We start from the raw sequence: 22,804 nt of genomic DNA, 5'->3' as shown, positions 1-22,804 counted from the left end.
GAACTTCTTCATATTTTACAACAAGTTCATAAATAAATCATTATTCACACCGTATTTTTCAAAGTTTCTTTTGACCGTTTTGATGAGCGTGTAAAAAACACAAAAACTCTGCTGAAAATGCTTAAAAAGCGGTGGCACATCTTATGGAATGGGATGTACGCACCGCTTTTCATTTCATCTATTTGGTTTTTCCGTGTCCTCCCCAAAAAGCCAGGGAATGTTGATTAAACCATTTGCTTGACCAGTTTCATAACCTCATCGCTCAGGCGCCGGTTCAGGGCTTCACTGGCTTCAAGCGAATCGGCTTTGACGCCGAAATAGAATTTGGCTTTCGGTTCGGTACCAGATGGGCGCATGCAGAACCACGAGCCATCTTCGAGGAAGAATTTCAGTACGTTTGAGACGGGCAGTTCGATCGCCGACGTTTCACCTGTCTGCATATTGGTCCGTACTTGCGATTGATAGTCTTCAATCGCGGATACTTTAATCCCGGCCACTTCTTTTAACGGATTAGCGCGGAAATTAGCCAGAATTTCAGCGATCTTTTCAGAGCCTTCCTTCCCTTTTAAAGTGAGGGATGTTAAGGATTCTTTATAGTAGCCGTAACGCTCGAAGATATCCATCAGGCCTTCATACAGGCTCTTGCCCTGCATTTTATAAAAAGCAGCCACCTCAGCCGCAAATACAGCAGATTGAACCGCGTCCTTGTCACGGACAAAGTCTCCGATTAAATAGCCGTAGCTTTCCTCATAACCAAACAGGAAAGTATGCTCGCCTGTTTGTTCAAATTCTTTAATTTTCTCGCCGATAAATTTAAAACCGGTCAATGTATCAATGGTTGGGATCCCGAAAGACTTCGCAATGTCGCGGCCGATTTCTGAGGTTACAATCGTTTTGACGACAACACCGTTATCAGGAAGCGTCCCCTGCTGCTGCTTTTGGGAGAGCAGATAATGCAAAAGCAGTGCACCGGTTTGGTTTCCGGTCAAGACCTGGTATTCCCCGTCTTTATTTTTCACGGCTACACCTAAGCGGTCCGTGTCCGGGTCAGTTCCAAGCAACAGATCAGCTCCGATTTCATTTCCATAACGGATGGCAAGTTTAAATGCGGCATGTTCTTCCGGATTCGGCGACACAACAGTTGAAAAATCGGCATCCGGCAGTTCCTGTTCTTTGACAACCGTAACATTTTTAAAGCCAAAGTTCTCAAGCCCGCGGCGGACATGGAGATTTCCCGTCCCGTGAAGCGGGGTATAGACGATGCGGAAAGAATCCGCCACAGAAGTAATCGCATCTTGATTCTGGCGTAATTTTATAAGCTGATCCTGGTAAGCTTTATCGACCCTTTCACCAATGTAAACGAGCAGGCCTTTTTCAACCAGTTCTTTTTCTTCGCCGACTTCAATCGTCAGTTCATTTTCAATGCGGTTTACATAACCGATCAGCTGGTCGGCTGCTTCAGGCGGCAGCTGTCCGCCGTCAGGGCCGTATACTTTATAGCCATTGTATTCTTTCGGGTTATGGCTGGCCGTGATCACAACGCCGGCATAGGCATGCAAATAACGGACCGCAAACGATAATAATGGTGTCGGATGCAGGGAATCAAACAAATATGCCTGAATCCCGTGCCTGCCCACTGTCTTCGCGACTTCAAGCGCAAATTCCGGGGATTGGTGTCTGGAATCATAAGCAATCGCCACCCCGCGTGTTTTTGCTTCATCGCCCTGGTCCAAAATAAAGTTTGCCAGTCCTTCCGATGCTTTGCGGACCGTATAAATATTCATACGGTTGGTGCCTGCGCCCAGTTCGCCGCGCATGCCGCCTGTTCCGAATTCCAGGCTTTTATAAAAGCGGTCTTCCAAACTTTTTTCATCCCCGCTTAAATCAGACAGTTCTTTTTTCAAGGAAGCGTCTAGTCCGGTAAAACGTTCCCATTTTGCATATGTAGTTTTCCAATCTATGCTCATGTTAGCCTCCTGCAACCTATAATTTTTTATACTTTCATCTTAGCATAAATCCAATAAATTCCCAGCTGTTTTTGATTGAAAGTGCTGGTTTTGTTGAACCGTTATCATGTACTTTCCGCTGCCACCCCCCGTTTTTCCTTTATCTAACTTTTATGTACCCCATTTACATTTATAGAAAGCGGAAAAAACGTTGCTGTAGACCCAATCCCCCTAATATTGTTATGATAGAAAGGTAAACATAATGGATGTGATAAAAATGAATGAAGAAAAATACCATAATTTAAAATTAGGCGAGTACGGCATCATGATCAGCATGGCGGCCTATTTGAGCTTATCTGCACTAAAGCTTGCCATTGCCTTCCATACCCATTCAAGCGCTTTAAAGGCAGACGGTCTCAACAACATTACCGACATTCTTTCCTCCATTGCCGTCCTGATCGGGTTGCGGCTGTCACGGAAGCCGGCCGATCAGGACCATCCTTACGGGCACTGGAAAGCAGAAAACGTGGCGTCTTTGGTCGCGTCGCTGATTATGATGGCCGTCGGGATCCAGGTTCTGTTCGAAGCGGTGCGTGCGATTGTATACGGCAAATCCCAGTCCCCTGACCTCATCTCCGCATGGACCGGCCTGTTTTGCGCCCTGATTATGTATGTCGTCTACCGCTACAATAAAAAATTATCGAAAAAAATTAATAGCCAGGCCGTGCGTGCGAGCGCCATGGATAACTTATCAGACGCATGGGTAAGTATCGGCGCCAGCATTGGCATTATCGGTTCACAATTCAATCTGCCATGGCTCGATCCGGCAGCTGCGATTGTGGTCGGCCTGCTGATCTGCCATACCGCCTGGGAAATTTTCCGGGACACATCCCATTTGCTGACGGACGGGTTTGACGAGACAGAACTGGAAGCCTACAAAGAAAAAGTGCTGGGCATTGCCGGTGTTCAGGGTGTCAAAAGCATCAAAGCCCGGCAGTACGGCAACAACACGGTGATTGATCTTGTCATTGCAGTTGATTCTTCCCTTGATCTCCGCCATGCCCATGACATTTCAACAGAAGTAGAAAATACATTAATTAAGGATTGTGAAATTTACGAAGTCAATGTCCATTTTGAACCCAGCGGCGTATGAAAGTTTTGTCACGGCGGGCTAGGTGCCGCGCTAAATCCCCCGGCAGACAAATCCCCCGGTCTCAGCTTGCCCGCTTTTGGGTTTGTGAGACCGGGGGTATTCAGTCTTTGCCTGCATGGAAATGGTCTTCATGTGCCTGATGAACGTTATTTGTGGTTAAAATCTCGGCCGGATAGCTTTCATAAGACTGATGAACTTCATTTTGGGCTAATATTTCGGCCGTAATAGCTTTCATAAGACTGATGAAATTCATTTCGCTCTAAAATTTCGGACGCGATTGCTTTCATAGGACTGATGAACTTCATTTCGCTCTAAAATTTCGGCCATAATAGCTTTCATAAGACCGATGAACTTCATTTCGCTCTAAAACTTCGACCGTAATAGCTTTCATAAGACTGATGAACTTCATTTCGCGCTAAAATTCCAGCCGCGATTGCTTTCATAGGCCTGATGAAATTCATTTCGCTCTAAAAATTCGCCCGCGATTGCTTTCATAGGCCTGATGAAATTCATTTCACATTAAAATTTCGGACGCGATTGCTTTCATAGGCCTGATGAAATTCATTTCGCTCTTAAATTTCAGACGCGATTGTTTTCATAAACCCCCATGAACTTCATTTCGCTTAAAAACTCCAGTCATAATGGCTTTCGTAAGCCTGATGAACTTCAAACGGGGATCCATCGGGCAACTTTCTTATTCAGCTCTTGTTAAGTGCAGATTATATTGATAAACTTCCTCATCCGACGATAGTTTGTATCCCATTTTCGGATTATAATCAATGGCCACTTTATCGCGGAGCTGCTCCTGGCTGGCCTTGGAGATAAGGACCGGGATGCCGTAGACATTAAACAAATCATCATCGTCCCGCTTATGATCTATTTTTAAAGAATGCTCAGCTGCTATTGAACAGCTCCCGACAAATACCGCTTCAATCCGGATACCTTCATTTTCTTTAAAATCAATTTGTTTAAACTGCGAAAGTGCAGCCGGTTTAATCGTAATTTCCATATTTTTCACCTTTCCTCGTTGATTTAAATTGCCATAACTTATGATGTCCGATATAACCTCCCATGAATGCACGGATTTATAAAACAATTACCCGCTTCTGTTATTTTAGAAACAACAGGGCTCATGGCAAGACGCATTTCGACAGCAAACCGCAGTTTTACAATTACCGGGATTTGATTTTCTATTGAAGGATGTATTTTTCCTGGAAATCGTTGCTTTTCCCGGCAATTTTTTAAAGCAACCGGAATAAACCTACTATAAGGATAGAAAATTATAAACATCACAAATATTGAGAATAATGATCTCCCTATGTTACAATGGTGAAAACGTCTATCCTAAATTTAATGAGGAAGTGCTTGTTTGATGAAATTGCCCCGGATTCACAGCACGACATTCAGCAGTGAAATAATGGAAATTTTTAATTACCTTCACACCCATCCTGAAGTCAGCATGGAAGAATATCATACAACAGCGTTCATTAAAAATAAATTGAACGAATGGGGATGCCGGAACATCAAAACTTTTGGAGATGATCCCGGCGTCATCGCTGAAATTGGCAAAGGTGCGCCGATTGTCGGCATCCGTGCTGATATGGATGCTTTATGGCAGGAAGTGGACGGGACTTTCCGCGCCAACCATTCTTGCGGCCATGATGCCCATATGGCCATGGTGCTCGGCACATTGCTGTATTTTAAAAAAATGAATATCGAACCAAAAGGGACCATTCGCTATCTATTCCAGCCTGCAGAAGAAATCGGGCAAGGTGCAAAGCTAATGCTTAAAAAAGGTGCGGTAAACGGCCTTGATTACTTATTCGGCGTTCATGTCCGCCCATTGGAAGAAACGAAAAACGGACGTGCCGCACCAGCGATCCTTCACGGCGCCAGTTGTTCCATCACAGGAAGAATCATTGGGGAAGACGCCCATGCGAGCCGGCCGCATTTGGGAACCAATGCGATTGAGGTCGCAGCTTCCCTTGTCAATGAACTCGCCCATATCCATGCCGATCCGCTTGTGCCGCATTCTGTAAAAATGACAAAGCTGCAGGCCGGCGGTTCAAGCGCCAACATCATTCCCGGCCAGGCAGCATTTGCCCTCGATCTTCGTGCGCAAACGAATGAAGTGATGGAACAATTGATTGAACAGGTGAAGCGTGCGGTATCCACCATCGCCGAATTTTTTAAAGTCAAAATCAAGCTCATCGTCCCCGACTATCTCGCTGCCGCAACGCTGAACATGGAGGCCGCTAGTATCATGGCCGCTGCGATCCGCGACATCCTTGGCGAAGACAAATGCGATGCGCCGCTTGTGACAACAGGCGGAGAAGATTTTCACTTTTACGCCAAACAACGGCCGGAATTAAAAACAACCATGCTCGGCCTTGGCTGCGGACTGGCTCCCGGCTTGCATCATCCGCAGATGGCGTTTGACCGCAGTGCCATGCTTACCGGCATTCAGATTTTATCGTCAGCCTTGTTAAAAGCCATTGATGCGGAAAACGGCAGGCCATAGGGAAATAAGCCGGTGCCGGTTTACGGGCAGAAAAACCGCCTTTGTATTTCTCATGTGCTGCCGCCATTAGCCGGATTTGCGGCCAAAAGTCAGACTGATTGGTTTTTACGGCCATATTTCCATTTGTATTTTAACATGCGGTATAAAAAAATAAGGCTGCCGAAATTCCGCTTCCACAACCGTTTCGGCTCCCGCATCAGCCGGAAGAGCCACTCTATTCTTAGTTTCCTGAACAAATAAGGCGCCCGCGGAACGTTTCCGGAAGCAAAGTCAATAAAAGCGCCTACCCCGATTCTGGCCAGGCAGCGAAGATCATGATCAAAATCGGCGATAAATTTCTCCTGAAGCGGTACACCCATGCCGACAACCAGCACATCAGCACCGGATTCATTGATTTGCGCCACTACCGCTTTTCTGGATTTAAAATAGCCATGATGCGCACCCGCTATCTTTAATGCCGGATAGTCGCGGTGAAAATTTTGAACCGCACTTTCCAAATTGGCCTGATTTGAACCAAGCACAAAAACAGAAAAGCCGTTTTCTTCACAGCGTTTTAACACTTTCGGCATTAAATCTGTCCCGTTCAGGTTCCCGGTCAGCGGAATATCAAACAGTTTGGAAGCGATCTCCACTCCGATGCCGTCATTTAACAAAAAGTCCGCCGAATTCAAAATGCTTTTATAGTAGGAATCTGTTTGCGCGATATTATAGCAGTGTGCGTTCAGGAAATAAATATTTGACTTTTCCCCGCTCTGCATGCGGCTCGTAAACCTGTCCAAAAATTCTTCTTCCGATGTTACCGTCAGCATAATATTACCCAGTGCTTTTTTCAAAACAAACTTTCTCCTTAGTACCATTCTAAAGAAATCGGTTCACACTTCCTAAGTATATAACGAAAGCCGCGCCCGCATCAACGGATGGAGCGCACACAAATAAAATTTCTCTTCGCCAGCAAAAAAGCCGGGGCTGCACGCGCGGCTTTTTTTGATTCTGTACGGGTGATCTGCCCGGCTATTTAGAATCGTGCTGCCCGGTTTCCTTCAGGTCTTGTTCGCGGAACGCTTTCGGGGTGAATCTCTTTGACAGCATTCAGAAGCTGTTTTTCGATATTGGCCCGCTTCACAAAAGGCACATGAAATGCATGTGCCTTTTTCCTTCTTACTTATACGGCTACGGCTTAGTTCTATTGGACATTTCCGTGACCCGCAGGCTGCATGTGTCTAATTACCGTTTCTAACCAGACATACGGATAGCTCGCGGATCTGCTTTTGTCCTTTTGGATGCCCTCTCTACGATAATTCTCCTGCTTCCCCCGCTTTTGTTCCACAACTGGCCCCAAATTAGAAAAACAAGGGGGGCTTAAGCTCAGCACGGCGTTGCGGTATTTATTCTCCCCATTTGCAGGAAAGTCTTCATTTCGCCGTTTCCCCGGCCCGTACATATGAAAATGCCTGTTCAAAGTCTGCGATTAAGTCTGCCGCGTTTTCAAGGCCAACCGAGAACCGCAGCAGGCTGTCCGATATGCCGCGCTTTTTCCGTTCTTCCGGTGCCATGGCAGCATGGGACATTTTAGCCGGATACGATAAAATCGACTCTACTGCACCAAGGCTGACGGCAAAAACCGGAATTTCCACATGGGCAACAAATGAACGCAACACCTCCTCATCCTCCAGTTCAAAGGATAAAACTGCACCCGGACCCTTTGCCTGCGCCTTTTGCAAATCATGCTGCGGATGGCCGGCAAGTGCCGGGTAATGCACTTTACGCACAAGCGGATGCTGTTCCAAATAATGGGCAATTTGAAGGGCTGACTGCTGCGACTGCGCAAGACGCACATGCAACGTTTTCAATCCTCTTAAGACAAGCCAGGCATCCTGAACCCCAAGCACAGCCCCAAATGAATTTTGCAGAAATCCAAGTTTCTCTGCCAGCGCTTGATCTTTTACAACGGCAAGGCCTGCGATCACATCACTATGGCCGGATATGAATTTCGTCGCGCTGTGCAGGACAATATCGGCACCAAGTTCGAGCGGCTTTTGCAAAGCGGGCGTGAGAAACGTGTTATCAACAAATGTCAAAGCGCCAATTTCTTTTGCGATCTCACTTACGGCACGAATATCGGTTACTTTTAACAAAGGATTTGACGGAGTTTCAACATAAAAGGCTTTCGTATTCGGCCGGATTGCCTGCCGTACTTCATCCAAATCTGTCATGTCAACAAAAGTATGATCAATGCCAAGGCGGGACAGCACTTCTGTTACCATCCGGAATGTGCCGCCGTAAACATCCTCTGTAATCACGACATGATCCCCCGCCGACAGCAGTAAAAATGCAGTCGAGATCGCGGCCATGCCGGATGAAAAGGCAAAACCTTTTGTGCCGCCCTCGAGCTCAGCGATTACATCTTCAAGCGCCTCCCGTGTCGGATTGAGTGAACGGCTGTAATCATATTTCCCAAAGCGGTCCACATCGAACTGATGGTAAGTGGAAGCATGCTGGACCGGGACGCTGACAGCCCCTGTTTCCGGATCAATTTTATGGCTATTATGTAAAAGCCGGGTTTGAAAAGTATAAGATTCATTTGTCATCGCAGTGCAGCTCCTTTATGAATATTTGCAAATGCCTTTTCAATATCCTGAATTAAATCGCCTGCATCTTCAATCCCAACGGAAAATCGCAACAGCCGGTTATCGACGCCGGACTGAATGCGTTTTTCTTCCGGAATATCCGCATGCGTCTGGGTTGCCGGATACGTAATAAAACTTTCCGTTCCGCCAAGGCTCTCGGCAAAAGTAATCAGCGACAGCCCTCTCAAGAAAGCGTCAACCCATTCCTCTTCCCTTATCCGGAAAGACACCATTCCGCCGCGCCCCGGGTAGAGCACATCGGCGACATCCGGATGTCCGGAAAGAAAACGGACAACTTCTTTTGCATTTTTTTCATGCTTTTCCATCCTTAACGCCAGCGTTTTCATGCCGCGCATCAAGAGCCATGAATCAAACGGGCTGAGCGTGGCGCCTGCACCGTTATGGTAAAGGGCCAGCTGATCGCACAGGTCCTTTCCTTTTGCAACGATGAGACCGGCAAGCACATCATTATGCCCGCCTAAATATTTGGTTGCACTGTGAATCACAATGTCTGCGCCCAGTTTAATCGGCTGCTGCAGGAGCGGGGTGTAAAACGTATTATCGACAATCAGTAAAATTCCGTGTTCTTTGGCAATTTCAGCGACCGCGGCAATATCGGTTTGCTGCATGAGGGGGTTCGTCGGGGTTTCAAGAAAGACAGCTTTCGTTTTCGGCGTGATATTCTTTTCGATTTCGCTCAGATCTGACGTATCCGCATAGCGGCAACAAAGCCCCCATTTCTTATATCCCTGCTCCAACAGCCGGTACGTCCCGCCGTATAAATCTTCGCTGACAATCCATTCATCTCCCGACTGGAACAAGGAGAGGATGGTAAAAATGGCGGCCATTCCGGAACTGCAGGCAAACCCGCGGTCTCCGCCTTCCAAATCGGCAATCGTTTCCTCCAGCAGCTGCCGTGTTGGATTGCCTGTGCGTGTGTAATCAAAACCGGTCGACTGTCCGATCCCTTCATGGCGGTATGCCGTGGAAAAATAAACGGGCGGATTGACGGCCCCTGTCTGTTGATCACTGCGATTTCCAATTTGCGCCAGCTTTGTTTCTGTTTGGTACATGGTTTAGACACTCCCTGTTTTTTAAAAAATAAAAAGCCTTCCTCATAAGAAGAAGACTTAAATAAACGATCATTTCAGCCATTCTTCTTATCTTTCAAGTTATCTCAAATAACTTGCAGGACTTAGCACCTTTTCAATACATAAGCATTGAAGGTTGCTGAGGCTTCTTCGGGCCGATCCCTCTGCCTCTCTTGATAAGAATAGAAAAAATATAATTACTTTTCGTTCAAATGTACACCAATTTATTTCCAACGTCAATTCTTTTTCAAATATTTTTATTTTCTTTTTTTAAAAAATATCCTCAAAAATACCGCTTCCTCACTGGTATGCCCGTCATTTCTCCGGATGCACCGATCTAGTATTCTGGTGTAAATCTCACCTGTCTGCCGTCTATGCCGCAGAATCCGCAACCATTTAAGCCTCCTCCCCCCGGCTGAAGGGACGGTCTGAAGGCATTCTTACTTTGTAGAAAATTTTTTGTAAAAAGCTTATTGACATAATTCGATCATTTGCTATATAGTATACATACTGAATGAATAAGAATTTAATAGATCTTATCCAGAGCGGTGGAGGGAAAGGCCCTATGAAACCCGGCAACCAAGCCTTTTTGGGCTCAGGTGCTAATTCCTGCAAAACCTGTTTTTACAGGTTTTGAAAGATAAGAGAAGACGTTTGACGCCAAACCGCTTCTCTTTGAAGCGGTTTTTTAGTCGTTACGTGCATGCATCGCCGCCCGGACTAGATTTTCAAGATTAGCAGGAGATTGGGATTTGTTCTTTTCATTCAAAAAAGATATTCCTAGGGGGAGAAAAATATGAAAAAGGCATCTAAGTTATTATCTTTAGGGATCGCATTCATTCTATTATTCGCATTAAGTGCATGCGGAAAATCGGATTCCAAAGCATTAAGCACAAAAGAAATTACAGTCGGCGTCACAGGCGGCCCGCACCAGCAAATCATGGAGCAAGTCGCAAAGCTGGCGAAAAAGGACGGCCTGACCATCAAGCTCAAAGTTTTTAATGACTACAACACGCCAAATACAGCGCTTGACCAAGGTGAACTTGATGCAAACAGCTACCAGACGCTGCCATTTTTAAAAGGGCAAATTAAAGATAAAAACTATAAAATTACGGATGTATTTAAAACCGTTGCATTCCCAATGGGGGTTTACTCGAAAAAAATAAAGAGCCTCAACGAACTTAAAAAAGGCGACTCCATCGCCGTTCCAAACGATCCGGCAAACGAATTGCGCGCGCTGCAATTGTTTGAAGCAGCAGGTGTGATCAAGCTAAAAGAGGGTGTAACCCAGAATGCCACGAAAAAAGACGTTGTGGAAAACAAATTGAACCTGGACATCAAAGAACTGAATGCTGAATCACTGCCGGCGCAACTCAACGAAGTGACCGCTGCAGCAATCAACACAAACTTTGCCATGGGAGCAGACCTGACCATCAACAAAGACGCAATTTTCCATGAAAAAATCAAAGACAATCCATATCCGAACTATTTCGTCGTCCGGACTGAAAATAAAAACGATAAAGTTGTCAAACAGATTAAAAAATACTATTACTCGGATACGATTAAAAAATATATTGCCAAAGAATTCGGCGGATCGGTTGTACCAGCCTGGTAAGGAGTTGTAAAACGTATGATCAGCCTGCAGCATCTATCAAAAACATTTGAAACAGGAAATAAAAAAGTCGAAGCATTGAAAGATGTATCAGTAGAGATTCAGAAAGGGGAAATTTTCGGCGTCATTGGCTTCAGCGGCGCCGGAAAAAGCACCCTGATCCGCTGTGTCAACCTGCTGGAACGGCCAACAAGCGGAAAAGTATTCATCGACGGGACAGATCTTCTCTCATTAAATAAAAAAGAACTGCAGAAAATCCGCCGGAAAATCGGCATGATCTTCCAAGGTTATAATCTATTAAAAACGGCAACCGTCTATCAAAATATTGCGATTCCGCTTCAGCTTGAAGGCGTTCCGGCAAATGAAATCAACGAGCGCGCGAAAAAATACTTAAGCATTGTCGGGCTGGAAGATAAAGCCAAATCCTACCCGAGTGAACTTTCGGGCGGCCAGCGCCAGCGTGTCGCGATTGCCCGCGCCCTCGCCCATGAACCGGAAGTGCTGTTGAGCGATGAAGCCACAAGCGCACTTGACCCGACTACAACAGAACAAATTCTTGAGCTGCTGCTGAAAATCAATCGGGAATTGGGGATTACGATTTTTTTGATCACCCATGAATTGAATGTCATCCAAAAAATTTGCGACAGGGTTGCTGTGATGGAAGCGGGCGAAATCGTTGAACAAGGGACAGTGGTTGATGTGTTTGCAAAACCGCAGCATCCGAGAACAAAGAGTTTTGTCCGGAATAAATCTGTTTTTCATGTCCCCGCACATATTCAAAATGAGCTTGCTAAAACAGGAAAACTTGTTGCCCTGACATTTCTCGGCGAATCTTCTAAAGAACCGTTTCTTGCAGCCATTACAAAAAAATTTAATATTATGCCGAGCATTATCGCGGGCGGCATTGATGAACTAAAGGATCAATCGATCGGCAATCTGCTTGTCCATCTTAGAGGTGAGCTGGAGGAAACGGAAAAGGCCATTGCCTATTTAAAAAATGAGCAGATTATTGTAGAAGAGGTGGGTTCCATATGAGCACATTTATCAATGAATGGGGCGATATCATTTGGCAGGGATTTCTGGACACATTAAAAATGACTTCGATCTCCCTCGTTATCGCCATCGTTATCGGACTGCCGCTCGGTATCCTGCTTGTCCTGACAAGAAAAGGCGGCGAAGCGGAAAATAAGGTTGTCTATACGATCTTAAACACCTTTATCAATATCATCCGTTCAATTCCATTTATCATTCTGCTCTTTTTTATTCTGCCAGTTACAAAACTTGTTGCGCAAACGACAATCGGGGTGCAGGGCGTCATATTTCCACTTGTTGTTTATACCGCACCTTACATTGCCAGATTAATGGAATCTGCCCTGCTCGAAGTTGACCGCGGCATTGTTGAAGCGTATCAGTCAATGGGCATCTCCACTTCAAAAATCATTTGGAATGTCATTGTCCGTGAAGCACGCGCATCAATTGTCCTCGGTTTGACAATTGCAACAATCGGACTGATCGGTGCAACCGCGATGGCAGGGCTTGTCGGCGCAGGCGGCCTGGGCGATATCGCCTACCAGTTCGGGCACTTGCGATTCCAGCCGGATGTCATGTACACCACAATTATTATTTTAATTATTATGGTTCAGGGCATCCAATCGCTCGGCAACCTGCTTGCACGGAAGCTGCGCAAAGATTGACAGACATAAAAGGCCGGGTTGTCCATCCGGCCTTTTATGATTAAACATGAGTAAACTGAATATTAGGTTTGTTTACATTCCCCTTTTCCGGACAAAATATCTCGCAAGGATCCTCTCTTCTTCAATAAAACTCAATCGCCTCGCAAACAGTCACTTAATCTTTCAATTTTCATAGGATGTTGATCACAAATGAAATCGTTCGCACCTCATTGTATTGTATAGTAAAGTATTCGCTATTCTGCTACAGCCCCAATCTCGTCAAATCTTGTATATGCAGCATTGCAACCGGCTCACAGCCGTTTTTTACGACCGGAAGCACATCAAAGTTGCGATCCTCCATGATCCGGAGTGCTTCTGCAGCCAATTGCCTTTCCTGGACAGCGACCGGCTGTTTTGTATAGAGATCCGCAATTTTTTGATCAAGTACGTGATTCCCCTTGATCAGCTCACGGCGAATGTCCCCGTCTGTCAAAATGCCAATCAGCCTGCCTTTTTCGTCGACGATTGAAACAGCACCTACCCCGGATTCCGTCATGGTAAATAAGGCATCTTTCACATCCGTATCAAGCGTTGCAATTGGATTCACTTTTTTGCGCCTGACAATATGCCCGGCAGTCAGCAGCAGTCTTCTTCCCAAAGAACCGCCCGGATGGAATAACGCAAAATTCTCAGGTCTGAAATTCCTTGCTTTTAATAAAGCCACTGCAATGGCATCCCCGAGTGCAAGCGTCACTGTCGTTGTTGAAGTCGGGGCCAGTCCGAGCGGGCAGGCTTCCTCAATATCGCCGATGTCTACCGTTAAATTGGAATGTTTTGCCAAGGTGGACTTCCTCGATCCGGCAATAGAAATCACCTTGGCACCAATCCGTTTAATGGATGGAATAATATTCAGGATTTCCGCCGTTTCCCCGCTGTTTGATATCGCTAAAACGACATCATTTTTCGTCACCTTTCCGAGGTCGCCATGGAGCGCCTCCCCCGGATGAAGAAAAAACGCCGGTGTCCCAGTACTTGCAAATGTCGAAGCAAGCTTCCTGCCAATTACCCCTGATTTCCCCATGCCTGTAAATACCACTTTGCCTTCACATTCTAAAATTGTTTCAATTACTGCATTGATTCGAAAATTGATGCGATCTTTCAGCTTTAAAATCTCATTGGCTTCCGTTTCCAGCACTTCACGAATACTCTCCACATAATTCGCTTCCGTTTTTAAGTCTCTTAACATGCTTTCCGCCTCCCTCAATGAATTTTAGCCGTACCGATTTCCTTAACAATTCTGTCGATTTCCAGAACAGGTTTTAATATTTCTTCCAAATCACAGAGTTTTACCATATTTGGACCGTCAGACCATGCTTGATCCGGATCAGGATGGACTTCCATAAACAAGGCATCTGTGCCGGTTGCGGCTGCCGCTCTTGCCAAGTAAGGAACAAACTCGCGCCTGCCGCCGGTTGATGTCCCGTTTCCGCCGGGGATCTGTACACTGTGGGTGGCATCGAAGACAACCGGATAGCCATACGCTCTCATTTCCGGCAATGCGCGCATATCGACCACAAGGTTATTGTATCCGAAGGTTGAACCGCGTTCTGTCAGCAGAATGTTGCTGTTCCCCGATTCTTCAAGTTTTCTAATCACGTTTTTCATGTCCCACGGTGCAAGGAACTGGCCTTTTTTTACATTGATGATTTTACCGGTTTGAGCCGCGGCGGCCAGCAGATCGGTTTGCCTGCACAGAAAAGCCGGGATCTGGATGATGTCCAGCACTTCACCAGCCATTGCGGCCTGGCCGGGCTCGTGTATATCCGAGGTAACGGGAATATGGAAAGTTTCTTTGACCGTGCCGAGAATTTCCAAACCCTTCTCGAGCCCCGGCCCTCTTTGTGAAAAGATGGATGAGCGGTTGGCTTTGTCAAATGAAGCTTTAAATACGAATGGGATGCCGAGATTTTCGGCAATTTTCTTAAGAGAGGCAGCAGTTTCCAGGGCCATTTCTTCGCTTTCGATGACACATGGGCCGGCAATGAGAACGAGCGGTGCATGTTGGTTAAATGTAATTTGGTTGTTGATTCGGATCGTTTTCATTTAATTCCTCCTTTGATCTGTTTTTCTGTTTCCCCCTTACTTCCTTTTTGTGATGCAATCTCTGGTTAATTGATATTATCCTTTTTTAAACAAAGTTTGACAACAAAGTTGTAAGAATAGTTCACCAAGTTTTTGTTTTTGTACTGTTAGATCTTCTTAAATAAAGAAAAAAGGTACAAAGCCGGATTGGTTTTGCACCTTTTTTCAGACAAAATTCGAACCATGCTACTAGCGGTTTGAAAGACATTTCAATCTGCTTCCCGTTTCATTTTAGCCTTCATACACCCGATGAAAGACACTTCAATCAGTTGATTGTTTTCCTGCGCACGAAGAACATTTCGATTCGTTTTTTAACCGTGTTGTTCTTCATGCACACGTTCAAGTGCGTTTCTGCTTTTATTCAAGATTGCTGTGACGGACAAAGGCTGCGTCATTCCCTGATTCCTGATGCTCGGCAATCCGCAGGCAGGCGGCATCGAAAAACAAGTGGACAGCCTGGTCGAATAACGAACTGAGCGGCTGCCGGCTTTCGATTTCGCCGGGGCGCCGGTATTTTGTTGCCGATGGAATATGAATGACGGAATCCGATGTTTCCGCTAATCTTGATGACGGATCGGAAGTGACACTGACGACGGAAATTCCGTTCTTCCTGGCTTTTTCCGCCGCCTGGACAACATTGGTGGTCGTCCCGGATCCGGAGATGGCAACCAAAAGATCGCCCTTCTGAATGGAAGGGGTAATCGTTTCACCGACCACATAAACGTTAAAGCCGAGATGCATCAGCCGCATCGCAAACGATTTGGCCATCAATCCCGAGCGCCCTTCTCCCAATACGAAAATTCGGTTGGCAGAGCCGAGCGTATCTACAAGCTGCCCGACTTGTTTTCCGTTCATTGTTGAAAAAACAGTTTGGATTTCGTCTAAAATAATGCCAACTTCTTCGTTCATTGCAATGCCCCCCATGCTTCTTTAATTTCTCTTGCTGCTCGTTCCGGATCCTTTGCCTTGCTAATCGCTGAACCGACAATCAGCACATCCGGTTGCAAAGGGATAACGGATGGCAATGTTTCAAGTGAGATGCCGCCTGCAATGGCCAGTTTCTGGTCTTCGGTTGCAGCCCGCCGCCCCCAGGTTCCGCCGCCGCCTTCTTCCTGCTCGTCTTTACTGATATGCTGGCAGACGATAATATTTTGCAGGCCGGCAATGTATTTGCGGTTTTCCTCCCGTGTATTGAGCAAGTCTGCCATCATTTGTTTGCCAAAACGGCCGGCTGTATTGAAGCAGGTATCCAGGGTGACAAGGGGAGCTGCCCCCATCACCGTCGCGATATCAGCACCTGACTGAAATGCAAGTTCAAATTCGTATTTGGCGTTATCAAAAGTTTTAATATCCGCCACCACCGTTTTTTCCGGAAAACGGTTTTTGATTTCATAAATGCTTTTGGCACCGAATTCTTTAATCAATGAAGTGCCGACTTCAATCCATTCCACTTCTTTTTCGGCTTGTGCCGCGATGTGAAGCGCTTCCTGGATAGAAAAACGATCTAATGCCAATTGAATGTTCATTTTAATACCGCCTTTGTTTTCAGTGTTTCCGTTGCAGTGGGAGCAGCCTGTTTTTTTGTTCGGACCATGAGTGTTAATAGAACGGACACGAGCAGGGACACAGCCATGAATATAAAGGAAGCCTGTGTACTGCCGGTAACTCCGTTTAAAAAGCCAACAATGTATGCACCTACAAAGGATCCCAAAGCACCCATGCTGTTAATAAATGCATTGGCGCTTCCTGCCACATCCTTTGGCAAAATTTCCGGCATGATCGCGAAAAACGGCCCGTACGGTGCATACATCGCGCCACCTGCAATCACCAGTAAAGCGTAAGAGAACCAGAAATTTGAGGAATCGAGTAAAAAAGAACCGTAGAAAGCAATCGTGCCGATCAACAGTGAGACCCAGACAAAAGATTTCCGGTTTAATGTTTTATCAGAAAAATAGGACACAAGAATCATCGCGATCGTTGCCAGTAAATAAGGTGCAGCCGACAGCCAGCCTGTTGCGACAATGTCCATATGGGAAGCTTGTTTGATCATCGACGGCAGCCACATGACAAAACCATAAACGCCAATGCTCCAGGCAAAATACTGGACGGCGAGAAGCAGTACGGTTTTATTGCGGAACAATTCTTTATAACCGGCTACTGCAGGGATTCCTTTCTGTTCTTCCTTCATTTCAAAAGCAATATTTTGCCTTTCTTCATCTGTCAGCCACTTCGCATCTTCCGGCTTATCTTCAACCAGTTTCCACCAGATGAATGCCCAAATGATTGCCGGCAACCCTTCGATAATAAACATACCCCGCCAGTCAAGCACTTGCAATAAATAACCTGAAACAACCGACATCCATAAAACGGTGACAGGATTACCCAAAATTAAAAACGTATTCGCGCGGGAACGTTCTTCTTTTAAAAACCAGTTGCTTAAAAAGACAAGCATCGCCGGCATCACGGCCGATTCGACAACACCAAGGAAAAACCGGATCGGATACAGCCAGGCCACATGATGCACCAGGCCGGTTGCAGAAGCAAGCAGCCCCCAAAGAATCAGACTTACAAACACAAGCTTTTTGGCGCTTCGTTTTTCTGCGTACGCAGCACCCGGAATTTGGAAAAAGAAGTAACCGAGAAAGAACAGCGCTGATAAAAACGAGGCAACACCGGCGGTAATATTTAAATCCTCTGACATACCGCCCGCAGCGCCAAAACTGTAGTTGGCCCGGTCAAAGTATGCAAGGCTGTAAGTAATGAATACAATTGGAACCAAGTGCAAAAATCTCTTCTTGCCTGCAACATTTTTCAATGACTTTTCCATGTCCAAACACTCCTTTTAGGTTGGTTGAATTTTCTGGCCCATGGCTAAACGGTTAATTCTGTATACCCTTTCATAAATGCCAGTAATTGTTCCCGGTTTGGAAGTCCGGCTTTATCCCCGGCAGACATCGTTGCCAGCGCCCCAATGGCATTTCCTCTGCCAGCGGCTTCAAAAACATCCAGCCCGTCAAACAGCCCGCTCAAGACCCCAACGGAAAAACCGTCGCCGGCTCCGACTGTGTCAACGACTTTTGAAACCGGAAAGCCCGCCACCACTTTTGATTCTGCCTGCGTTGCCACATATGCGCCTTTTGCGCCCAGTTTTACAAATACCATTTTTGCACCCTGGTCCAGATAAAATTTAGCTATATCTTCCGGCTGCGCATATCCGGTTAATATTTTCCCTTCTGAGATCCCCGGGAAAATATAATCAGCCTGGCAGGCAAAGGATTGAATGGTTTTCACCATCGTCTTTTCATCCTTCCAAAGCGACGGGCGCAAGTTTGGATCAAAGGAGATCGTTTTCCCTTCACTTCTGGCCTTGTGCAGGAGCGCTGCACTCAGTTCACGGACAGATGGCGAAAGCGCGAGCGGAATGCCGGTTAAATGATAATGATTGGCATGGATTTCAGCCAGCTCCGGAAAATCTTTTGTACCCATCTGGCTGGCAGCCGAGTTCTTCCGGTAATACTGTACGCCCGGATCACCCTTTTCTACTTTTTCTTTCAACTGAAAGCCGGTTAATCTTTCCGGGTCCCGCTTTATGAGAGAAGGATCCACTTTTTCCTTCTGTAATTCTTGAATGATATAATCCCCGAGCGAATCTGTTCCCACTTTGCTCAACCACAGCACCCGGTAACCGAGGCGGGCGAGCCCGATTGCGACATTTGTTTCAGCACCGGCCAGTTCTTTTGTAAAATGCCTTACCGATGCCAGATCTCCCGTTTCTTCGGCAATAAACATGCCCATTGCTTCTCCAAATGTGATCACATCATAAGTTCTCATTTTACATACACCTCTTCTTTCAGCATATCGAGATAGTCTTCCATCTCTGATTGAACCGGAAATTCAAGGGCAAATGCTGTATCATTCGGCAACAGTTTTAGCAAACGTTTCCATTTTTGCCTGTCAAAACGGCCGATTGGAATGGTTGCATACCCCGCTTCCGTTTCGATGACCTCTTTGATATGAACGTACACCACCTGGTCTTTCAATGCCGCAACCGCCCGTTCAGGATCTTCCCCCGTATACTGCCAATTGCCGATGTCACAAGTGAGGTAGACTGGAATATCTGCACTGCGGCACTTTGCAAAAAATGACTGCAGCCGGCTTAATTTTCCTCCTGCCGCGGTTTGGTCATTCTCGATGGTAAAACGAATGCCCGCTTCTGTAAAATACCGCAGGGCATCTGCTAAAGGATGCATCTTGGAAATGCCATCCTGGTAATCCCCCAATGAAAATTTTATCAATGCCGCTCCAAGTTCTGTGGCTTCTTTATAGTAAAGGGTTAAATCAACCAACTGATGATCGGCGCCGAATAAAGAAACCGGGCATGAATAGTAAGGGATTAATTTCAGTTCCGTCAGCAGGGTTTTGATCTCAGCCAGCTTCGGTGTCTCTTTGGTTAACAGTTCCCTGCGAATTTCTACCCCGTCAAACCCGGCGCGGCTGATAGCAGAAAACAATTCAGGATAGGAAGACAGCGCTTTCTCAGAAAATGCGTTCATCGTAACCAAAACGTTTGCCATGATATTCACTCCTTTTTTGGGATCGGTACCATTCTTCCGCGCATTTAAAAATATACTTTTAAATGTGTGTGGATTTGCTTGGGACCGGTACCAATTTTGTTCAAAGCGAGGATGTCAAACCCTCGGTGTTGATGCTCGTTCAATCAATTGTGTCTGGTAAGAAATCGTCTGGATAGCAGCCTGAGGATCAGACATCCGTTTTAATATCAGCTCCGCCACCGTCTTTCCAATCTGGTAGGTTGGCTGTTCAATCGTTGAAATGCCCGAAAATACGGCGGCTGCCCAGTCCGGATTATCAAAGCTGAGAAAACCAAGATCATCAGGAATGCGGATGCCTTTTTCTTTCAGTTTGATGATGATTTTTAAAGCTACAACGCTGTTGGCGGCCAAAATCGCTTTGGTTTCGCGGCCTGTACGCGTTAAAAACGTCTCAAGCAGACTGTCTAACTGGCTGTCATTTGCCAGGTCCACTTCAAAGGCATCTGTTAAACTTGGATGTTCCGGGTCTGCCATCCGCAAGGCTTCCTGAAAAGCAGCGAAACGTTCACGCCGCGGGCTGACCCCTGCTACCGGTTCTGTAAAAAACGCGATCCGCCTGTAGTTTTGCTGAAGCAAATACGACACTGCCTGTATCGTAGCCTGGCGGTTGTCAATTCCAACGGTATCAAAAGGGAGCTCAGGAATTTTCCGGTCGACCAGTACAATCGGTTTTCTGCCGTTTTCAGACAGGTCACGTAAAAAATGCTGGTTTCCGCCTGTTGTTTGGATCAGCAGCCCGTCAATTTTGTGGGACTGCAGCATTGAAATATATTCCCGCTCTTTGGAAGGATGGTTATCCGAGTTGCAAATCAGCAAACTGTAGCCATGCTGTTTGCAAACATCTTCAGCCCCCCTTAAGATCGCTGTGGTATAAGGATTGGTGATATCGGCAACGAGCGCGCCAATTAAATAACTGCGGTTTCCCTTCAGCCCCCTTGCCAGATTATTCGGACGGTACTGGAGCTCGTCAATGACCCGTTTAATTTTTTCCCGGGTTTTCGGCGACAGCTCGTGAAACCGCCCACCTAAATATCTGGAAACGGTAGACTTTGAAACGCCCGCTTTTTCCGCCACATCATAAATCGTTATTCTTGTTTCTTTTTCTCTCATTTTTCTTACCATCCTAAAATGAAACCGGTACCATTTGACTTCATTATAACAGAGCTTCCACCGGTGTCAATATTTTTTTCACATCAAGTGTTTTCCAAAACTTTCATGGCTGCAGCATCCCGCTTTTCAGATTATTTTTTTCATGAGAGGGTATACAAATAGTACAACAACAAAAGGAGGTTATGCCATATGGATCATGCAAAAGCCCTGATCATTAAATTTGTAATGGTTGCGGTTGTCCTGGGCATTATTTTATCAGCCATTTTTGACATGTCGTTTGGCGATACCATGGCGATTAGTGTTGTGTTAACAATTCTTGCTTATGTACTTGGAGATTTGATGATTTTCAGGCGTGAAAATGAACAGGAAGAAGATAACCAAAGAAATATGATGGCCACAATTTCCGACTTTGTGTTAGCTTTTCTCGTCGTGTGGCTGATGGGAAGATCGCTGGCTCCGGATCTTGACGATATCTTATGGGCAGCTTTAGCCTCAAGCATTGTCATTGCTGGCGGCGAATGGTTTTTCCACAAATACCTGCACAATCTCTTCCATCACGGGACACGCCGCGAATCCACAGGCTATGGTGGCAACTAAATCAACTTTGACTTTCAATTTTAGGCAGAGAGAAGCCGGATTCCGTACAATCGGATGCCGGCTTCTCTCATTTAGAGCCGCGCCGCCACCAGTCCCAAAGTTCCCCGCCGCCGCTTTATTAGCAAAGTACGGCCGGATCATCACCATTTTTCCGTTCTATTCGATTATGATGTGTACCGTTGCCTTAGCCGCTATCAACCATCGAAAATCTGTGAATGATGGAAACTTCTATTCAAATATTACAGTAACCGTCTGTGCTTTAAGGCCGAGGCTTTTTGATTCTACAGTGATATTGATCTCCTTTTCACCGGTTTCTGTATTTTGCGCCGATCTTGTTAAATGAATCATTCCGTTCCCCTGTTCTTTTTTGCTCAAGCCTAAATTCTCTGTATGGATGCAAAGCTGCGCATATAATTCCGCTTCCGTCAGTTTCCGTCCGAATGCCTCTTCCTCTATGATTTTAACCAGGGCTGCCGCTCCGCTTACATGCGGCGTTGCCATCGAAGTGCCACTCAGTTTTGCATATTTGCTGCCTGGATAAGTAGAGAGAATTTCAACACCAGGCGCGACCATATCAATCTCCTCGTTTGTATTGGAAAAATCAGCGAGCTGCTTTTGCAAATCGACAGCCCCAATCTCCACGACTTCCGGGTAGGCGCCCGGATAGTCCAGTTCATCCGTGTCGGCCCTGCCATCCCCGCTGTTTCCTGCTGCACAAACGACTAAAATATTATTTTCGACAGCTTCTTTAATCAAGGCATGTTCCTTTTCATCAGCCGGCCCACCAAGCGACATTGAAATCACAGAAACTTTTTCGCCTTGTGGACCCTTCCACTTAATGGCGTAATCGAGTGCCGCTTCGATCCATTCCGATTGTCCGGAACCGTCCTGATCCAGCGCTTTGAGAACAAGCACTTTTGCAGCAGGCGCAACTCCGACCACGCCCTGCGCATTTTGTGAAGCCAATATCGTACCGCAAACATGGGTGCCATGCCCGTTGTCATCCTGGTAGTCACCGGTATTGGTAAAATCTTTTCCGCCGATGATCCTATCTTTTAAATCAGGATGCGTTTTGTCGATCCCCGTATCAATCACCGCTATGACGATCCCTTCCCCAAAGCCCGCTTTCTCCCATACATCCGGCGCCTGAATCAGTTTCACGCCTTCCGGAATGGTTTCTTCCACTTTTTCATAGACTTTCAATACTTTAAACGGAATCAGCTTCTTTTTCATATTTTTCTCCTTTCATTGCAGGATACTTTCTAGTTATATTTTACAACGAAACTCGCACCTAATGTGTAAATTTTCTAAAAATAGTGCTTATTCCCTATTAATTCATAAGATATTTTTAGCCGCGGTGCGTAAAATAGCAGGTTTAATCAGTTATATCGGCGGCAAGTATCAGCATGCTCAAACAGATTGGCCGTGATATGGTGGTACTGAACTAAGAAACGGCTTAATGAACGCCATTTCAAGCGAAAAATCCATTCGATTCGGCGTTCATTCCCCTGGTGAATGCCATCCCGAATGAAAAAGTTACCTCAAATGGCGTTCATCCCCCTGATGAACGCCATCCCGGAGAAAAAAGTTACCCCTATTGGCTTTCATTCCCCTGGTGAACGCTATCCCGGTCAAAAAAATTACCCCAAATGGCTTTCATTCCCCTGATGAACGCTATCCCGGAGAAAAAAGTTACCTCAAATGGCGTTCATCCCCCTG

20 protein-coding genes and 2 riboswitches are annotated in these 22,804 nt (G+C 46.0%); of the genes, 6 read left to right on the top strand and 14 right to left on the bottom strand.

Annotation, left to right across the window (positions count from 1 at the left end; all coding sequences use genetic code 11):
* Positions 1-224: 224 nt before the first annotated feature.
* Positions 225-1,967, bottom strand: coding sequence for a phospho-sugar mutase (locus C232_RS0105335; RefSeq protein WP_018662057.1), 1,743 nt, complete (start codon positions 1,965-1,967; stop codon positions 225-227).
* Positions 1,968-2,223: 256 nt separating this feature from the next.
* Between C232_RS0105335 and C232_RS0105330 the strand changes: the two genes are divergently transcribed.
* A complete protein-coding gene (locus tag C232_RS0105330) occupies positions 2,224-3,099 on the top strand; it encodes a cation diffusion facilitator family transporter (RefSeq protein ID WP_018662055.1) in 876 nt (291 codons plus the stop codon).
* Positions 3,100-3,793: 694 nt separating this feature from the next.
* Here C232_RS0105330 and C232_RS0105320 read toward each other — a convergent pair.
* On the bottom strand, positions 3,794-4,108 hold the full coding sequence (locus C232_RS0105320) for an iron-sulfur cluster biosynthesis family protein (RefSeq protein ID WP_018662051.1): 315 nt from the start codon (positions 4,106-4,108) through the stop codon (positions 3,794-3,796).
* 363 nt (positions 4,109-4,471) lie between these two features.
* Between C232_RS0105320 and C232_RS0105315 the strand changes: the two genes are divergently transcribed.
* Positions 4,472-5,620 carry a M20 peptidase aminoacylase family protein gene (locus C232_RS0105315; protein ID WP_018662049.1) on the top strand — a complete coding sequence of 383 codons (1,149 nt, stop codon included), beginning with the start codon at positions 4,472-4,474 and terminating at the stop codon, positions 5,618-5,620.
* Positions 5,621-5,709: 89 nt separating this feature from the next.
* Here the strand turns inward: C232_RS0105315 and C232_RS0105310 are convergent, their stop codons facing one another.
* The 3 genes from C232_RS0105310 to C232_RS0105300 form a co-directional block, all read right to left on the bottom strand.
* The gene (locus C232_RS0105310) at positions 5,710-6,453 is read right to left on the bottom strand and encodes a WecB/TagA/CpsF family glycosyltransferase (protein WP_018662047.1); all 744 of its coding nucleotides are present in this window, start codon (positions 6,451-6,453) and stop codon (positions 5,710-5,712) included.
* Between the two features lie 579 nt (positions 6,454-7,032).
* On the bottom strand, positions 7,033-8,208 hold the full coding sequence (gene metC / locus C232_RS0105305) for a cystathionine beta-lyase (RefSeq protein ID WP_018662046.1): 1,176 nt from the start codon (positions 8,206-8,208) through the stop codon (positions 7,033-7,035).
* Positions 8,205-9,320, bottom strand: coding sequence for a methionine biosynthesis PLP-dependent protein (locus tag C232_RS0105300; protein WP_018662044.1), 1,116 nt, complete (start codon positions 9,318-9,320; stop codon positions 8,205-8,207). Before C232_RS0105300 ends, metC begins: the two co-directional genes overlap by 4 nt.
* An 84-nt stretch (positions 9,321-9,404) precedes the next feature.
* Positions 9,405-9,521: riboswitch (SAM riboswitch) on the bottom strand.
* Between the two features lie 350 nt (positions 9,522-9,871).
* A riboswitch (SAM riboswitch) is annotated at positions 9,872-9,985 on the top strand.
* 149 nt (positions 9,986-10,134) lie between these two features.
* Between C232_RS0105300 and C232_RS0105295 the strand changes: the two genes are divergently transcribed.
* The 3 genes from C232_RS0105295 to C232_RS0105285 are packed head-to-tail and all read left to right on the top strand — an operon-like array spanning position 10,135 to position 12,644.
* Positions 10,135-10,953 carry a MetQ/NlpA family ABC transporter substrate-binding protein gene (locus tag C232_RS0105295; RefSeq protein ID WP_018662042.1) on the top strand — a complete coding sequence of 273 codons (819 nt, stop codon included), beginning with the start codon at positions 10,135-10,137 and terminating at the stop codon, positions 10,951-10,953.
* A gap of 15 nt (positions 10,954-10,968) precedes the next feature.
* Positions 10,969-11,985: a methionine ABC transporter ATP-binding protein gene (locus C232_RS0105290; RefSeq protein WP_018662040.1), complete on the top strand. Its 1,017-nt coding sequence runs from the start codon at positions 10,969-10,971 to the stop codon at positions 11,983-11,985.
* Complete coding sequence (locus tag C232_RS0105285; RefSeq protein WP_018662038.1) at positions 11,982-12,644, top strand: methionine ABC transporter permease; 663 nt, start codon at positions 11,982-11,984, stop codon at positions 12,642-12,644. The genes C232_RS0105290 and C232_RS0105285 overlap by 4 nt, the downstream gene beginning before the upstream one ends.
* Positions 12,645-12,885: 241 nt before the next feature.
* Here C232_RS0105285 and C232_RS0105280 read toward each other — a convergent pair whose 3' ends face one another.
* The 8 genes from C232_RS0105280 to C232_RS0105245 form a co-directional block, all read right to left on the bottom strand.
* Positions 12,886-13,869 (bottom strand): KpsF/GutQ family sugar-phosphate isomerase, encoded by a 984-nt coding sequence (locus C232_RS0105280; protein WP_018662036.1) that lies wholly within the window; start codon positions 13,867-13,869, stop codon positions 12,886-12,888.
* Between the two features lie 14 nt (positions 13,870-13,883).
* Complete coding sequence (kdsA, locus tag C232_RS0105275) at positions 13,884-14,726, bottom strand: 3-deoxy-8-phosphooctulonate synthase (RefSeq protein ID WP_018662034.1); 843 nt, start codon at positions 14,724-14,726, stop codon at positions 13,884-13,886.
* Positions 14,727-15,122: 396 nt separating this feature from the next.
* Positions 15,123-15,674 carry a 6-phospho-3-hexuloisomerase gene (hxlB, locus tag C232_RS0105270; RefSeq protein ID WP_018662032.1) on the bottom strand — a complete coding sequence of 184 codons (552 nt, stop codon included), beginning with the start codon at positions 15,672-15,674 and terminating at the stop codon, positions 15,123-15,125.
* Positions 15,671-16,291: a 3-hexulose-6-phosphate synthase gene (gene hxlA, locus C232_RS0105265; RefSeq protein WP_018662029.1), complete on the bottom strand. Its 621-nt coding sequence runs from the start codon at positions 16,289-16,291 to the stop codon at positions 15,671-15,673. The genes hxlB and hxlA overlap by 4 nt, the downstream gene beginning before the upstream one ends.
* The gene (locus C232_RS0105260) at positions 16,288-17,592 is read right to left on the bottom strand and encodes an MFS transporter (RefSeq protein WP_018662028.1); all 1,305 of its coding nucleotides are present in this window, start codon (positions 17,590-17,592) and stop codon (positions 16,288-16,290) included. The genes hxlA and C232_RS0105260 overlap by 4 nt, the downstream gene beginning before the upstream one ends.
* 44 nt (positions 17,593-17,636) lie before the next feature.
* Entirely contained in the window at positions 17,637-18,596 is a 960-nt protein-coding gene (locus C232_RS0105255) for a sugar kinase (RefSeq protein WP_018662026.1), read from the bottom strand.
* On the bottom strand, positions 18,593-19,339 hold the full coding sequence (locus C232_RS0105250) for a sugar phosphate isomerase/epimerase family protein (RefSeq protein WP_018662025.1): 747 nt from the start codon (positions 19,337-19,339) through the stop codon (positions 18,593-18,595). The genes C232_RS0105255 and C232_RS0105250 overlap by 4 nt, the downstream gene beginning before the upstream one ends.
* Before the next feature lie 114 nt (positions 19,340-19,453).
* A complete protein-coding gene (locus tag C232_RS0105245) occupies positions 19,454-20,488 on the bottom strand; it encodes a LacI family DNA-binding transcriptional regulator (protein ID WP_018662023.1) in 1,035 nt (344 codons plus the stop codon).
* 189 nt (positions 20,489-20,677) lie between these two features.
* Between C232_RS0105245 and C232_RS0105240 the strand changes: the two genes are divergently transcribed.
* On the top strand, positions 20,678-21,085 hold the full coding sequence (locus tag C232_RS0105240) for a YndM family protein (protein ID WP_018662021.1): 408 nt from the start codon (positions 20,678-20,680) through the stop codon (positions 21,083-21,085).
* 228 nt (positions 21,086-21,313) lie between these two features.
* On the opposite strand, the gene C232_RS18415 is transcribed toward C232_RS0105240, so the two are convergent.
* Positions 21,314-22,318 carry a S8 family peptidase gene (locus C232_RS18415; protein ID WP_018662019.1) on the bottom strand — a complete coding sequence of 335 codons (1,005 nt, stop codon included), beginning with the start codon at positions 22,316-22,318 and terminating at the stop codon, positions 21,314-21,316.
* Between the last annotated feature and the right edge of the window lie 486 nt (positions 22,319-22,804).

The sequence above is a fragment of the Heyndrickxia acidiproducens DSM 23148 genome, from assembly GCF_000374345.1.
Lineage (GTDB): Bacteria > Bacillota > Bacilli > Bacillales > Bacillaceae_C > Weizmannia > Weizmannia acidiproducens.
This window is presented reverse-complemented; position numbering and strand designations above follow the sequence as displayed.